The organism is Brenneria tiliae (assembly GCF_023347575.1).
Lineage (GTDB): Bacteria > Pseudomonadota > Gammaproteobacteria > Enterobacterales > Enterobacteriaceae > Brenneria > Brenneria corticis.
The window spans coordinates 242,477-256,291 of the sequence record NZ_JAKPCB010000100.1 but is presented as its reverse complement, the minus strand read 5'-3'; the positions used below and the strand labels follow the sequence as shown (position 1 = coordinate 256,291).

Sequence of the window (13,815 nt, the reverse complement as noted above, 5' to 3'; positions counted from 1 at the left end):
CCCTCGCCAAGCCTTTACAATAGGCCGTTCTCAACGGGGTGCGAAAACGGCTTTGTCCCTGATATCAGGCTTTATCAACTGTCTCTAATGCGTTTTTCGCTGAGAAAATACCCGTCGAACCTGATCCGGTTAATACCGGCGAAGGGATTTGAGAGTGTTCATCGCTGACTCAAAGACCTTTGCCACCCTATAACGACAGGAGTGCAAAGTGTTGATTACATCGCTATTAAAACAAAACGGGTTAAAACCCGGGCCGCTGAAACGCCCGCTTTCCCTGTGGAAAACAATCCTTCCCTGCCTGCTGCTGATGTCGGCGCCGGCGTTCGCCAAACCGGCGCTCACGGTCTACACCTACGACTCCTTCGCGTCCGAATGGGGCCCCGGCCCGGTGATCAAAACCGCCTTTGAAAAAGAGTGTGAGTGCGAACTGAATTTTGTGGCGCTGGAAGATGGCGCCTCGCTGCTGAACCGCCTGCGCATGGAGGGGAAAAACAGCAAAGCGGATATCATTCTGGGGCTGGATAATAACCTGCTGCAGGCGGCGGAACAGACCGGGCTATTTAGCCGGCACCAACTGGATACCGCCGCGGCCGTAAAGGTTCCCGGCGGCTGGAACAACGCCACCTTCGTGCCCTATGACTACGGCTATTTCGCCTTTGTCTACAACAAGGATAAGCTGAAAAATCCCCCCAGGAGCCTGCATGAACTGGTCGACAGCAGCGAGCCGTGGAAAGTGATTTATCAGGATCCCCGCACCAGCACTCCCGGACTGGGGCTGCTGTTATGGATGCAGCAGGTGTACGGCGAACAGGCGCCGCAGGCGTGGCAAAAGCTGGCGAAAAAAACGGTTACCGTCACCAAAGGCTGGAGCGAAGCCTACGGCCTATTTCTGAAAGGCGAGGCCGATCTGGTGCTCAGCTACACCACCTCCCCGGCCTATCACATCATTGAAGAGAAAAAAGACAGCTACGCCGCGGCAAACTTCAGCGAAGGGCACTATTTGCAAATCGAAGTCGCCGGACAGCTGGCGTCCAGCAAGAACCCGGCGCTGGCGAAACGTTTTATGCAGTTCATCCTGACGCCGGCATTCCAGCAGGCTATCCCCACCGCCAACTGGATGTATCCGGTGACCGACACCGAGCTGCCCGCCGGCTTCGCCTCCCTTGTCGTACCGGAAAAAGCCTTACAATACAGCGCGCAGCAGGTGGCGGAACAGCGGAATAACTGGATCCAGGCATGGCAACGCGCCGTCAGCCGCTGACCGCGGGCAGCCTGTGGCCGGGCGGACTGGCCGCCACGCTGCTGATCTCGGTGGCGCTGCTGGCTTTCGGCGCGCTGTGGCTACAGGCGCCGGAAAACCAGTGGCGGACGCTATGGCGCGACAGCTATCTGTGGCATGTTATCCGCTTCACCTTCTGGCAGGCATTTTTATCCGCCCTGCTCTCCACCCTGCCGGCGATCTTCCTCGCCAGAGCGCTTTATCGCCGGCGTTTCCCCGGCCATCGCTGGCTATTGCGGCTGTGCGCCATGACCCTGGTGCTGCCGGTGCTGGTGGCGGTTTTCGGCCTGCTGAGCGTCTACGGCCGCCAGGGCTGGCTGGCGCACCTGCTGGAGGCGGCGGGTCTTCCCTACCGTTTCTCCCCTTACGGACTGCAAGGCATTCTGCTGGCGCATATTTTCTTCAACCTGCCGCTGGCGACCCGTCTGCTGTTGCAGTCGCTGGAGGGCATCGCCACGGAACAGCGCCAGTTGGCGGCCCAGTTGGGCATGAACGGCTGGCAGCATTTCCGCATTGTCGAATGGCCCTGGCTGCGCCGGCAGATCCCGCCCACCGCCGCGCTTATCTTTATGCTCTGCTTCGCCAGCTTCGCCACCGTGCTGTCGCTGGGGGGAGGACCGCGGGCCACCACCATCGAACTGGCGATTTATCAGGCGCTGAGCTTTGATTACGATCCGTCGCGCGCCGCGCTGCTGGCGCTGATTCAGATGACCTGCTGCCTTGGGCTGGTGCTGCTGAGCCAACGATTAGGCCGCATGCTGCCGGTGGGCAGTACCCGGCAGTTGGCGTGGCGCAACCCGCAGGACAGCCTGTTCAGCCGGGTATGCGATAGCCTGCTGATCGGCGCGGCGCTGCTGTTGATCGTGCCGCCGCTGCTGGCGGTGGCGGTGGACGGCGTCAACCGCTCCCTGCTCAGCGTATTGCAACAGCCCGCGCTGTGGCAAACGCTGTTCACGTCGCTGCGTATCGCCCTGGCCGCCGGCGTTATCTGCGTCATCCTGACCATGATGCTGCTATGGAGCAGCCGGGAGCTCAAGCTGCGCCGCCGGCCGCTGTCCGGCCAGTTGATGAATCTGAGCGGCATGCTGATCCTCGCCATGCCCGGTATCGTGCTGGCGACCGGTTTTTTCCTGCTGCTGAACAATACGCTGGGATTGCCGCAATCCCCTTATGGCCTGGTGGTGCTGACCAACGCGCTGATGGCCATCCCCTATGCGCTCAAGGTGCTGGAAAACCCGATGGTGGATATCGCCGAACGCTATAATCAACTCTGCCTGTCGCTGGATATCCGCGGCTGGCGGCGGTTGAAAATTATTGAATTGAAGGCGCTGAAACAGCCGCTGGCTCAGGCGCTGGCGTTTGCCAGCGTGCTGTCGATCGGCGATTTCGGCGTTATCGCCCTGTTCGGCAATGAGCAGTTCCGCACCCTGCCCTTTTACCTTTATCAGCAGATTGGAGCCTATCGCAGCGCCGACGGCGCCGTTACCGCGCTGTTGCTGATGCTGCTGTGCTTTATGCTGTTCACCCTGATTGAAAAACTGGCGGATCGCGATGATCTTTCTCGATAAACTGACCTATCTCTACCAACAGATGCCCATGCGCTTCGACCTCCACGTGCGGCCGGGAGAACGCATTGCCGTTCTCGGCCCCAGCGGCGCGGGGAAAAGCACCCTACTGAACCTGATCGCCGGTTTTCTGCCGGCTGACGGCGGCGAACTGCGTCTGAACGGGGAAGACCATCGCCATACCCCGCCCGCCAAGCGTCCGGTCTCCATCCTGTTTCAGGAAAACAACCTCTTTCCGCACCTGACCATCGAGCAAAATATCGCCCTGGGGCTGAATCCCGGTTTGCGGCTCAATGCCGAACAGCGCGAAACGCTGCGGCATATTGCGCGGCAGGTCGGGTTAAGCGAGCTATTCCCGCGCCTGCCCTCGCAGGTTTCCGGCGGCCAGCGGCAGCGTGCGGCGCTGGCCCGCTGTCTGGTGCGCCATCAGCCTATTTTGCTGCTGGATGAACCCTTCTCCGCACTCGATCCCGCATTGCGCCTGGAGATGCTGCAACTGGTGGAACAGGTCTGCGATGAACGCCGCCTGACGCTGCTGATGGTGTCGCACAATCTGGATGATGCGCAATATATCGCCAGTCGGGCAGTCACCGTGTCTGAAGGGCGCATTATCGACAACCGGCAGCTCAAATAAAGCGGCGATAACGTCATTTACCGTTTTGGTTAAAACTAACGCCATTACACAAAAGGAAATGTTAATAAAAGGGAACAAAAATGGCTATTTTCCGACGTAAATGAACGCTTCTTCACACCATATTGTGATCTACCCGGTTATTCTGGGAAAAACTTTAAACTGATGCGTGAAACGCGCTAAAAAATAAAATATGCTACTTGATATCAATCATAGAGCAACGTGGCAATCACTCTATAACAACAGCCACGCAACATAATAATAACATCGCCATTCTTATGGGTAGAAATAGCAATGTTTTTGATTTAGTTGGTTATTTTACCGGCTTTTTCTAAAAACGCATAAACCAGACAACCCATTATTTCTGTTCTGTTTTATTATTCATACTATTTTTATATTACTGAAAGCCTCCGGGAAAATTCATTACATCCAACATATTTACCAATGTTTTCAAGAGAGAACTCGATCAATTTGCAGACTGCAATTAATAAAGAAAAGGGCAGGAGGTGACATTAAGCAACAATTAAATAACCTAATTTAACACGAGCACAACAAATACTTTGATCGAGATTGATAATAAAAGATATCCCGATTTTTTATATCCTGGCGTTATACCGATTATTATATCCTGGCGTTATACCGATTAATAATGCAAATGTGAAATAATAAGCAGGCTATTATTAATTTCCACCCAGGATAAAAAGAAAGGCGTTAACAACCCCCGCCGGGGATTTGTTATCAATCTCAATCAAAGTCACCAATTTGATACGGAATATATTTACTCTCGGCATCGGTTTGTGTAACGCATGCCGCGGAGGTGGAAGCAAAAGCCCTGGCAAGCGCGCACGATGTGTCGTTACCAGCCTCGTGGGCTATTGCCGTCTTACTCAGGGAAAGCCCCTGGCAAATATATTGCTCAATTGGAGACCACCATGGCCGTAACACAAATTGATGATCTTGACTCCTTGGTTGCCCGGGTAAAAAAGGCCCAACGCATCTACGCCGATTATACGCAGGAACAGGTAGATAACATCTTCCATGCCGCCGCGCTCGTCGCCGCCTCCTATCGCATTCCGCTGGCGAAAATGGCGGTGGAGGAATCAGGTATGGGCGTGGTGGAGGATAAAGTAACCAAGAACCACTTCGCATCCGAATACATTTACAACGCCTATAAAAATGAGAAGACCTGCGGCATCCTGTCGGAAGATGACGCCTACGGCACCATCACCATCGCCGCGCCTGTCGGTCTGATCTGCGGTATCGTTCCCACCACCAACCCGACCTCCACCGCGATTTTCAAGGCGCTGATCAGCCTGAAAACGCGCAATGGCATTATTTTCTCGCCGCACCCGCGGGCGAAAAACTCCACCAACAGGGCGCTCGAGATCGTGCTGCAGGCCGCGGTCGCCGCCGGCGCTCCGGAGGATATCATCGGCTGGATTGCCGAACCCTCCATTGACCTGACCAACCAGTTGATGCATCACCCGGATATCAATCTGATCCTCGCCACCGGCGGTCCGGGAATGGTAAAAGCAGCCTACAGCTCAGGAAAACCGGCCCTGGGCGTCGGCCCCGGAAACACGCCGGTGGTGGTGGATGAAAGCGCCGACGTCAAACGGTTCGTCGCCTCCATTCTGATGTCGAAAACCTTCGATAACGGCATGATCTGTTCGTCCGAGCAGTCCGCCATCGTCGTCAAGAGCATTTACGACGACGTGCGCGCGACGTTTAGCGCCCAGGGCGGCTATATCCTGCAGGGCAGCGAGCTCGCGGCGGTAGGCGAAATCCTGAGAAAGAACGGCGGGCTGAATGCCGCCATCGTCGGCCAGTCGGCGGTAAAAATTGCCGAAATGGCGGGCATCAGCGTCCCGCCGGATACCAAGGTGCTGATTGGCGAAGTCAGCAAAGCCGATGAGACCGAACCTTTCGCCCATGAGAAACTCTCCCCCACGCTGGCGCTGTACCGGGCGCAGAATTTCAGCGAAGCGGTCGATATCGCGGAAAAACTGCTCAATATGGAAGGCATCGGCCACACCAGTTGCCTGTACACCGACCAGGATAACCATGCCCACCGCGTGCTCTATTTCGGTGAAAGGATGAAAACCTCCCGGGTGCTGATCAATACGCCGACCTCTTACGGCGGCATCGGCGATCTGTACAACTTCAAGCTGGTGCCTTCGCTGACGCTGGGCTGCGGCTCCTGGGGCGGCAACTCCGTCTCGGAAAACGTGGGTCCCAAACACCTTCTCAATATAAAAACCGTAGCCAAGCGAGCGGAAAATATGTTGTGGCATAAACTTCCCAAATCCATCTATTTCCGGCGCGGTTCGCTTCCCGTCGCCCTGTCAGAGGTCGTACAAGACGGTGCGAAACGCGTATTTATCGTCACCGACCGTTTCCTGTTCAACAACGGCTATGCCGATCAGGTGATATCGCGTCTGAAACAGCACGGCATCGCGACCGAAGTATTCTTCGAGGTGGAGGCCGACCCGACGCTGAGCGTTGTTCGCAAGGGAACAGAGCAGGTGAACGCCTTCGGGCCGGATGTGATCATCGCGCTGGGCGGCGGTTCGCCGATGGATGCGGCCAAACTGATGTGGGTGATGTATGAACACCCGGAAACCCGTTTCGACGACCTGGCGCTGCGCTTTATGGATATCCGCAAACGCATCCATACCTTCCCGAAAATGGGGGTGAAGGCGCGGATGATCTGCGTGCCCACCACCTCCGGCACCGGGTCCGAAGTGACGCCGTTCGCCGTGGTGACCGACGATGCGACGGGCCAGAAATATCCGCTGGCGGACTATGCGTTAACCCCGGATATGGCGATCGTCGACGCCGACCTGGTGATGACCATGCCGAAATCGCTGTGCGCCTTCGGCGGTCTGGATGCGGTCACCCACGCCACGGAAGCCTATGTGTCGGTGCTGGCCAATGAATTCAGCGACGGACAGGCACTGCAGGCGCTGAAACTGCTGCACGGCAATCTGGTTACCAGCTATCAGGAAGGGGCGAAAAACCCGGTGGCGCGCGAAAAAGTACACAGCGCGGCGACCATCGCCGGTATCGCCTTTGCCAACGCCTTCCTCGGCGTGTGCCATTCCATGGCGCATAAGCTGGGTTCCGAATTCCATATTCCGCACGGTCTGGCCAACGCCATGCTGATCTGCAATGTGATTCGCTATAACGCCACCGATAAACCGACCAAACAGGCGACGTTCAGCCAATACGGCTACCCGCAGGCGCGCAAACGCTATGCGGAAATCGCCGATCATCTGGCGCTCAGCGCTCCCGGCGACGATGTGGGACAGAAAATCGACAAACTGCTGGCCTGGCTGGAGGAAGCCAAAGCGGCGCTGGACGTTCCGGCCAGCATTCGCGACTTCGGCGTGCAGGAAGAGGCTTTTCTGGCCAAGGTGGATAAACTGTCCGAGGACGCGTTCGACGACCAGTGCACCGGCGCCAACCCGCGCTATCCGCTGATCTCCGAACTGAAGCAGATTCTGCTGGATACCTACTACGGTCGTGCCTACAGCGATACGCCCAGGCAGGCCGCGGAATCCAAAGCGACCACCAACGGCGGTAAAAAGGGGAAAGCGAAAGGCTGATAGCTAATCTCTACCCACCTCTCTGCGGGCTTATGCGCAACGGCGCATAAGCCCCTGTTTGACGGCCCCCCGCAAGAACAGGCAGTTATCAGGCCGAAAACCACCAAATGTGATCCACTCGCGGATTTTTGATGTTTTTCCCCTGTGGGTATTGTGTCTTTTTTATCAGTCGTGTTTATATAAAGCGGTTGCATACCATTAACAGGAATCCCATGAGACACGCTTCTTCCACTTCAGCACTACTAAGCACCGCGCACGTTGACGCGGTCGTCGTCGTGCGCGTGGTCGTGGTGGTCGTCGGCAGCGCGCCGTAACGGGTTCCGAATCAAAGCAAGATTCCCAAACCCCGCCGGCGCAAGCCGAGCGGGGTTTCTTGTTTCCACCCTCCCCGCTCCGCCACCGCGCCGGCCCTGATAAAGGATATGATCATGCGTTATACAGGCGCCCAATTGATTGTCCGGCTGCTCGAACGGCAGGGCATCACCACGGTGGCAGGCATTCCCGGCGGCGCTGCCCTGCCGTTATACGATGCGCTCGGCCAGAGCACAACCATCCGCCACGTGCTGGCGCGCCATGAACAGGGCGCCGGCTTTATGGCCCAGGGCATGGCGCGGGCCAGCGGGCGGGCCGCCGTCTGTCTCGCCTCCAGCGGGCCGGGAGCCACCAATCTGCTGACCGCCATCGCCGATGCCAAACTCGATTCGATTCCGCTGGTCTGCATCACCGGACAGGTGCCTTCCGGCATGATCGGCACCGATGCCTTTCAGGAAGTGGACACCTACGGCATCTCCATTCCGGTCACCAAACATAACTATCTGGTGAGAGATATCCGGGATCTGCCGCGCGTCATTCCCGACGCCTTTCGCATCGCCCAGTCCGGTCGTCCCGGTCCGGTGTGGATTGATGTTCCCAAAGACGTGCAAACCGCGGAAATCGAGCTGGATGAACTGCCGGCGATAGTCCCGCCCCCGGCGCCGCCGGCGCTCGACGGGCAAAAAATCGAACAGGCCGCTGCGCTGATTAACGCCGCCCAGCGCCCGATTCTCTACCTTGGCGGCGGGATCATCAGCGCGTCCGCCCATCGGCAGGCCGTGCAACTGGCGGAACGCGCCGGTTTACCCACCACCATGACGCTGATGGCGCTGGGCGCCATGCCGGCCGATCATCCGCTGTCGCTGGGCATGCTGGGGATGCACGCCGCGCGCTCAACCAATCTGATCCTGCAACAGGCGGATTTGCTGATTGTGCTGGGCGCCCGCTTTGACGACCGGGCGATCGGCAAGGCGGAACAGTTTTGCCCGCAGGCCGGCATCGTTCACATTGATATCGATGAGGCTGAACTGGGTAAAATCAGACAGCCGCACGTTGCCCTGCATGCGGATGTCGCGCAGGCGCTGGACCGGTTGCTGCCGCTGGTCGTCCCCCAGCGGCGCGACGTCTGGCGCGCGACCGTCAGCGAGCTGCAACGCGAGTTTCCGGTCAACATGCCGGGAATGGATGACCCATTGAGCCATTACGGGCTGATACGGGCCGCCGCGCAGGCGCTGAGCGACGAGGCGATTATCACCACCGACGTCGGGCAGCATCAGATGTGGGTCGCCCAGTCCTATCCGCTGCGCAGGCCGCGACAGTGGCTGACTTCCGGCGGGCTGGGGACCATGGGCTTCGGCCTGCCCGCCGCGATTGGCGCCGCGCTGGCCGAGCCCGGGCGCACCGTGGCGTGCTTTTCCGGCGACGGCAGTCTGATGATGAATATTCAGGAAATGGCCACCGCCGCGGAAGAGGGGCTGAACGTCAAAATCATTCTGCTGAACAATCAGTCCCTTGGCCTGGTTCACCAGCAACAGGAGCTGTTTTTCCAGCAGCGTATCTTTGCGGCGGACTACCGCTACCGCACCAACTTTCTGGCCATCGCCGCGGGCTTCGGTTTCGCCACCTGCGATCTGAATGCGGCGGCGGATCCCCGCGCCGCTCTGGCCGAGGCGCTGAACCAGCCGGGACCGGCCCTGATCCACGTGTCGATCGACGCCAATGAAAAAGTTTATCCGATGGTGCCGCCGGGCGCCGCCAACATCGATATGATTGGAGATTAATACCATGCCAACTCAATCAGCCTCAAAACAGGTGACGCTAGAGCTATCGGTTCGCAACCACCCCGGCGTGATGTCTCACGTATGCGGCCTGTTTGCCCGCCGGGCGTTTAACGTCGAAGGGATTTTGTGTATGCCGCTGGCGGGGGGCGACGAAAGCCGCATCTGGCTGCTGGTGCAGGACGACCAGCGGCTGCAACAGATGGTGAGCCAGGTGGAAAAGCTGGAGGACGTGCTGCAGGTGCGCCGCCACGGCGATGAAATGCGTATCTTTGATCAGGTGGCGGAATTTTATCGCTGATCGCCCGACCGCCCTCGCGCAATGACTATCCCGCCGGCATCCCATTGCGCGAGAGGCGGCGATTTACCCATTCAGCACCTGCCACAGCAGGTGGCGATAGACGGGCATTAACGGATGCTGCAGCAGCATCGTCAGAACCGCGCCCGCCGCCAGCAGCGCCAGCGGCGTTACCCAGCGTAAACGGTTTACTGGCAGCCACTGGCTGAGCCCGTCGCGCTTTTTACGTTTATCTCCCCGCCACCAGCGCCAGCTCAGCCACGCCGCGCTCCACAGCAGTAACACCGTCGCCAGCAGCAGCCATTTAAAACCGGCGCCGTTGGCGGCGGCGGGAATATCAATGGCGACGCCCGCCAATATGCCGGGTAAAAAATAGATCGGCGGCCATAACAGGCAACCGATAATATTCGGCAAGGCGAATTTATAGGGCGAGAGTTCCAGCATCCCGGCGACCAACGGGATTAGCGGGCGGGTCGGGCCGACGAAGCGCCCGATCAGCACGGTGGCGATATGATGTTGATGCAGCGCATATTCCGTTTTGCGCAACATGGTCTGGTGTTTTTTCAGGAAAGACCAGCGATGCAGCGACCCCTTAAAACCCCGGCCGATAAAATAAGAGATCCAGTCGCCCAGCAGGCAGCCGACAATCCCCGCGCCCCACGCCGGATACAGCCCCACCTTGCCGCTGCCGATCAACGCTCCCAGCGTCGCCATCATCACCGTTCCCGGCAACAGCAGGCCGACCAGCGCCAGAGATTCCAGAAAGGCGACCAGCATGACGGCGAGCAGTACATAGGCTAATGACTGCGTCACCAGATGATCCAGCCATGCTTCCATAAAATCCCAACTCGTTGGTGATAAAAAAGGGATTGTGTGGATCTTGGCTGATGCCGTCAACCGGTCATTTTCAATATTTACGCCAGAGGGAAATCTACCCCCCCAGATACATCTTTTTCACGTCGGGATTGGCCAGAATCGCCTGCGCCTGGCCTTGCAGCACGATCTTGCCGTTCTCCAGCACATAGGCGCGATCGGCTATCTTCAGCGCGGCGGTGGCGTTCTGCTCCACCAGCAGGATGGTGATATTATCCTTCTGCAACTGCTTGATGATGCCGAACATTTCGCCCACTATCTTGGGCGCCAGCCCCAGGCTGGGTTCGTCCAGCATCAGCAGCACCGGCTCGCTCATCAGCGCCCTGGCAATCGCCAGCATCTGCTGCTCCCCGCCGCTCATGGTGCCGGCCAGCTGGCTGCGGCGCTCTTTCAGCCGCGGGAACAGCTGGTACATTTTATCTTTCAGATGGTTGAAATTAAGCGGATTGTTGTACGCCCCCATACGCAGGTTTTCTTCGATGGTCAGGTTGGTGAACACCTTGCGCCCTTCCGGCACCAGCGCCAGCCCTTTGCGCACAATCTGATGCGTCAGGCTGTGGGAGATATCCTCATTGAGGAAATTCACCTGCCCGGTCGATTTCACCAGATTGATAATGCCGTTCAGCGTGGAGGTTTTCCCCGCGCCGTTGCTGCCGATCAGGGTAACGATCTCGCTGTTGTTCACCTCGATGTCGATCCCTTTCAATCCCTGAATCAGCCCATAAAATACCTGTAGATCAGCGGCTTTAAGCATAATCGACCTCTCCGAGATACGCAGCTATCACCTCTTTATTGTTAATGGCCTCATGAGTGGTGCCGCTGAACAGCGGTTTGCCGTAGTCCAGCACCAGCACCCGTTCACACAGGGTGTTGACGAAAGACATATCGTGCTCAATCAGCAAAACCGTTAGTTGGTAATCCTCGCGCATTTTAAAAATCAGCTGCGCCAGCTCGTTGGTTTCCCTGGGATTCATGCCGGCCGCCGGTTCGTCCAGCAGCAGTAGCGCGGGCGACGTGGCCAATGCCCTGGCGATCTCCACCTTACGCTGATTGCCGTAACTCAGGTTGGTGGCCAGAGAATTCGCATGCTGCGCGATGCCGATGTAGTCGAGAATCTCCATCGCCTGCGCTTTGGCCCGTTTTTCCGCCGCGAAAAAGCGCCCCATATGCAGCGCCGCCTCAATAAAAGAGTAGTGAATGGCGCGATCAAAACCGATTAATACGTTCTCCAGCACCGTCATGGAATTGAACAAACGAATATTCTGAAAGGTGCGGGCAATGCCGCGATTGACCACCTGATTCGGTTTCAGGCCGGTAATTTTTTCACTACCCAGCATCACCGTTCCCGAGGTCGGTTTATAGTTGGCGGTGATCACGTTAAACAGCGTGGTTTTCCCGGCGCCGTTGGGGCCGATCAGGCCAAAGATTTCCGCCGGATTAAGCGTAAAGCCGACGCCATCGATAGCCCGTAGTCCGCCGAACTGCATAATGACGTTATCAACGCTGAGAATGGGTTTATTTTCCATGGCGGCGCCTCCTGCTCACTTCCCAGATTTCCTGCTTACCCAGCAGCCCTTCGCGGGCGAAAAGCATAATGATCAGCAGTACCAATGAAAACACCACCATCCGCAAACCGGGATAAGTTCCCAGATTTTCGCCGAACAGGTTCAACGGCTGGTCAAGGAAGCGCAGCCACTCGCCGCTGCCCACCACCACAATGGTGCCCAGAATGGCGCCGGTGGTGCTGCCCAGTCCGCCCAGAACAATGATGATCAGCAGTTGGAAGGTCAGCATAAAATCAAACAGATCGGGAGAAATAATCGTCAGCAGCGAAGCCAGCAGACCGCCGCCGATCCCTTCCAGAAAAGCGCTGGTGGCAAAGGCGCAGGTTTTGATTTTAAAAGTATTAATCCCCATGGCGATCGCCGCGTCCTCATCGTCGCGCACCGCCTTCATCGCCCGCCCGTATTTGGAATAGACGATCTGTAAAATAAGCAGCACCGCGATCAGGGCGATAAAGCCGCACCAGTACAGCATATTGCCGGCCTGGGGGATTTCGTTCAGACCTATGGCGCCGTTGGTGATTTGCGGATTATTAATCGCCAGGATTTTAATGATAAAACCAAACCCCAGGGTGACAATCGCCAGATAGTCGCCGCGCACCCGGAAAACCGGAAACGCCAGGCATACCGCCAGCAGCGAGGCGCAGATGCCGCTGATAATCAGCGCGGGCAAAAAGGAGGTATGCAACGCCAGCACCAGCGCGCTGGGGGAAGCCATCTCATACATATCCAGCTTGGTTTCCGCGCTGAGCAACAGGATGGCGGTAATATAGGCGCCGACGGCGACGAAGCCGTTGGGCTCCAAGGATAGCTGACCGGTAACGCCGTTAATCAGGTTGTAGCTCACCGCCAGGATCATAAAAATAAAAATATTACACACAATGCGCAGCACGTAATCGTCAAACAGATGCTGCAACGCAAACAGCGCCAGCAGCATAATCGCAAATAACCCGGCGTAACCGCTTAACAGCGAAAAGGAATTGGTTGGCATTCTCATCAGAAACGGCTCCTTTCCAGTCTTTCATCACCCATAATGCCGACCGGTCTGAATAACAGGACCAAAATCAAAAACATAAATGCAAAGGCGTCTTTATATCCGCCCAGTTCCGGAAATATCGCCACGGCGACCACTTCGGTAAAGCCCAGAATAAAGCCGCCGATCACCGCCCCGGTTACGCTGCCGATCCCGCCCAGTACGGCGGCGGCAAACGCCTTCAGGCCGATTAATACCCCCATTAACGGATCGATGGTCGGGTAGCTGGTGGCGTAAAAAATTCCGCCCAGCGCCGCCAGCGAACTGCCCAACGCGAAGACAAAGGCGATGATATGGTTGGCGTCCACCCCCATCAGGCGGACGGTATTGACATCAAAGGCCACCGCGCGGATCGCCATCCCCTGCCGGGTGCGGTAGAGGATAAACAGAATGCAGCCCAACAATACCAGCGTGACCAGCGGCACCAGCCAGGCGACGTTGGTGATAATGATGCCGCCGAAGGAAACGGTTCGATTAAAAAATTCCGGCGCGGCGAAGAAGCGCGGACTGCCGCCGAACAGCACATTAAACAGATTCTCCAAAAAGAAACTCACGCCGATGGCGGTAATCAGCATGGATATTTTGGAAGCCTGCCGCAGCGGGCGGTAGGCGATCTGGTCGATGCACACCCCCAGCAGGGCCGAAAAGAGAATGGCGAATAAAATAGCGGCCCCGAAAGGCAGCTCAAAGGTGGTGGAACCGAACAGGGCAAGGAATGCCCCCACCATCATGATATCGGCATGAGCGAAGTTGATCAGTCGTAATACGCCGTAAACCATGGTGTACCCAATAGCAATCAGCGCATACATACTGCCCAGGCTCATGCCGTTAACCACTTGCTGAAAGAAAATGGCCGCATCCATAAATTCAATCCTT

The 13,815-nt window shown here is 57.3% G+C and carries 11 protein-coding genes, 1 pseudogene and 1 riboswitch; of the genes and pseudogenes, 7 read left to right on the top strand and 5 right to left on the bottom strand.

Annotated features, from left to right (window positions below):
• The first annotated feature begins 24 nt into the window (after positions 1-24).
• Positions 25-165, top strand: a riboswitch (TPP riboswitch).
• Positions 166-307: 142 nt separating this feature from the next.
• The 7 genes and pseudogenes from thiB to ilvN all read left to right on the top strand — a co-directional run bounded on the left by thiB (position 308) and on the right by ilvN (position 9,474).
• Entirely contained in the window at positions 308-1,261 is a 954-nt protein-coding gene (gene thiB, locus MFP24_RS16380; RefSeq protein ID WP_407062018.1) for a thiamine ABC transporter substrate binding subunit, read from the top strand.
• Positions 1,237-2,847 (top strand): thiamine/thiamine pyrophosphate ABC transporter permease ThiP, encoded by a 1,611-nt coding sequence (thiP, locus tag MFP24_RS16375; RefSeq protein WP_249231270.1) that lies wholly within the window; start codon positions 1,237-1,239, stop codon positions 2,845-2,847. The genes thiB and thiP overlap by 25 nt, the downstream gene beginning before the upstream one ends.
• Positions 2,831-3,478 carry a thiamine ABC transporter ATP-binding protein ThiQ gene (gene thiQ, locus MFP24_RS16370; protein WP_249231272.1) on the top strand — a complete coding sequence of 216 codons (648 nt, stop codon included), beginning with the start codon at positions 2,831-2,833 and terminating at the stop codon, positions 3,476-3,478. Before thiP ends, thiQ begins: the two co-directional genes overlap by 17 nt.
• A gap of 929 nt (positions 3,479-4,407) precedes the next feature.
• Positions 4,408-7,009 (top strand): annotated as a pseudogene (adhE, locus tag MFP24_RS16365) (bifunctional acetaldehyde-CoA/alcohol dehydrogenase); the annotation flags it as partial.
• A 286-nt stretch (positions 7,010-7,295) separates the two neighbouring features.
• Entirely contained in the window at positions 7,296-7,397 is a 102-nt protein-coding gene (gene ivbL, locus MFP24_RS16360; protein ID WP_249231274.1) for an ilvB operon leader peptide IvbL, read from the top strand.
• A 114-nt stretch (positions 7,398-7,511) separates the two neighbouring features.
• Positions 7,512-9,176 (top strand): acetolactate synthase large subunit, encoded by a 1,665-nt coding sequence (gene ilvB / locus MFP24_RS16355; RefSeq protein ID WP_249231276.1) that lies wholly within the window; start codon positions 7,512-7,514, stop codon positions 9,174-9,176.
• Positions 9,177-9,180: 4 nt separating this feature from the next.
• Positions 9,181-9,474 (top strand): acetolactate synthase small subunit, encoded by a 294-nt coding sequence (gene ilvN / locus MFP24_RS16350; protein WP_249231278.1) that lies wholly within the window; start codon positions 9,181-9,183, stop codon positions 9,472-9,474.
• Between the two features lie 63 nt (positions 9,475-9,537).
• Here the strand turns inward: ilvN and MFP24_RS16345 are convergent, their stop codons facing one another.
• The 5 genes from MFP24_RS16345 to MFP24_RS16325 form a co-directional block, all read right to left on the bottom strand.
• A complete protein-coding gene (locus tag MFP24_RS16345; RefSeq protein ID WP_249231279.1) occupies positions 9,538-10,308 on the bottom strand; it encodes a DedA family protein in 771 nt (256 codons plus the stop codon).
• A 94-nt stretch (positions 10,309-10,402) separates the two neighbouring features.
• On the bottom strand, positions 10,403-11,098 hold the full coding sequence (locus MFP24_RS16340) for an ABC transporter ATP-binding protein (protein ID WP_249231280.1): 696 nt from the start codon (positions 11,096-11,098) through the stop codon (positions 10,403-10,405).
• Positions 11,091-11,870 (bottom strand): ABC transporter ATP-binding protein, encoded by a 780-nt coding sequence (locus tag MFP24_RS16335; RefSeq protein ID WP_249231281.1) that lies wholly within the window; start codon positions 11,868-11,870, stop codon positions 11,091-11,093. Before MFP24_RS16335 ends, MFP24_RS16340 begins: the two co-directional genes overlap by 8 nt.
• Positions 11,860-12,843 carry a branched-chain amino acid ABC transporter permease gene (locus MFP24_RS16330; RefSeq protein ID WP_249231467.1) on the bottom strand — a complete coding sequence of 328 codons (984 nt, stop codon included), beginning with the start codon at positions 12,841-12,843 and terminating at the stop codon, positions 11,860-11,862. Before MFP24_RS16330 ends, MFP24_RS16335 begins: the two co-directional genes overlap by 11 nt.
• Positions 12,844-12,902: 59 nt before the next feature.
• Positions 12,903-13,802 carry a branched-chain amino acid ABC transporter permease gene (locus MFP24_RS16325; RefSeq protein WP_249231282.1) on the bottom strand — a complete coding sequence of 300 codons (900 nt, stop codon included), beginning with the start codon at positions 13,800-13,802 and terminating at the stop codon, positions 12,903-12,905.
• Positions 13,803-13,815: the final 13 nt, after the last annotated feature.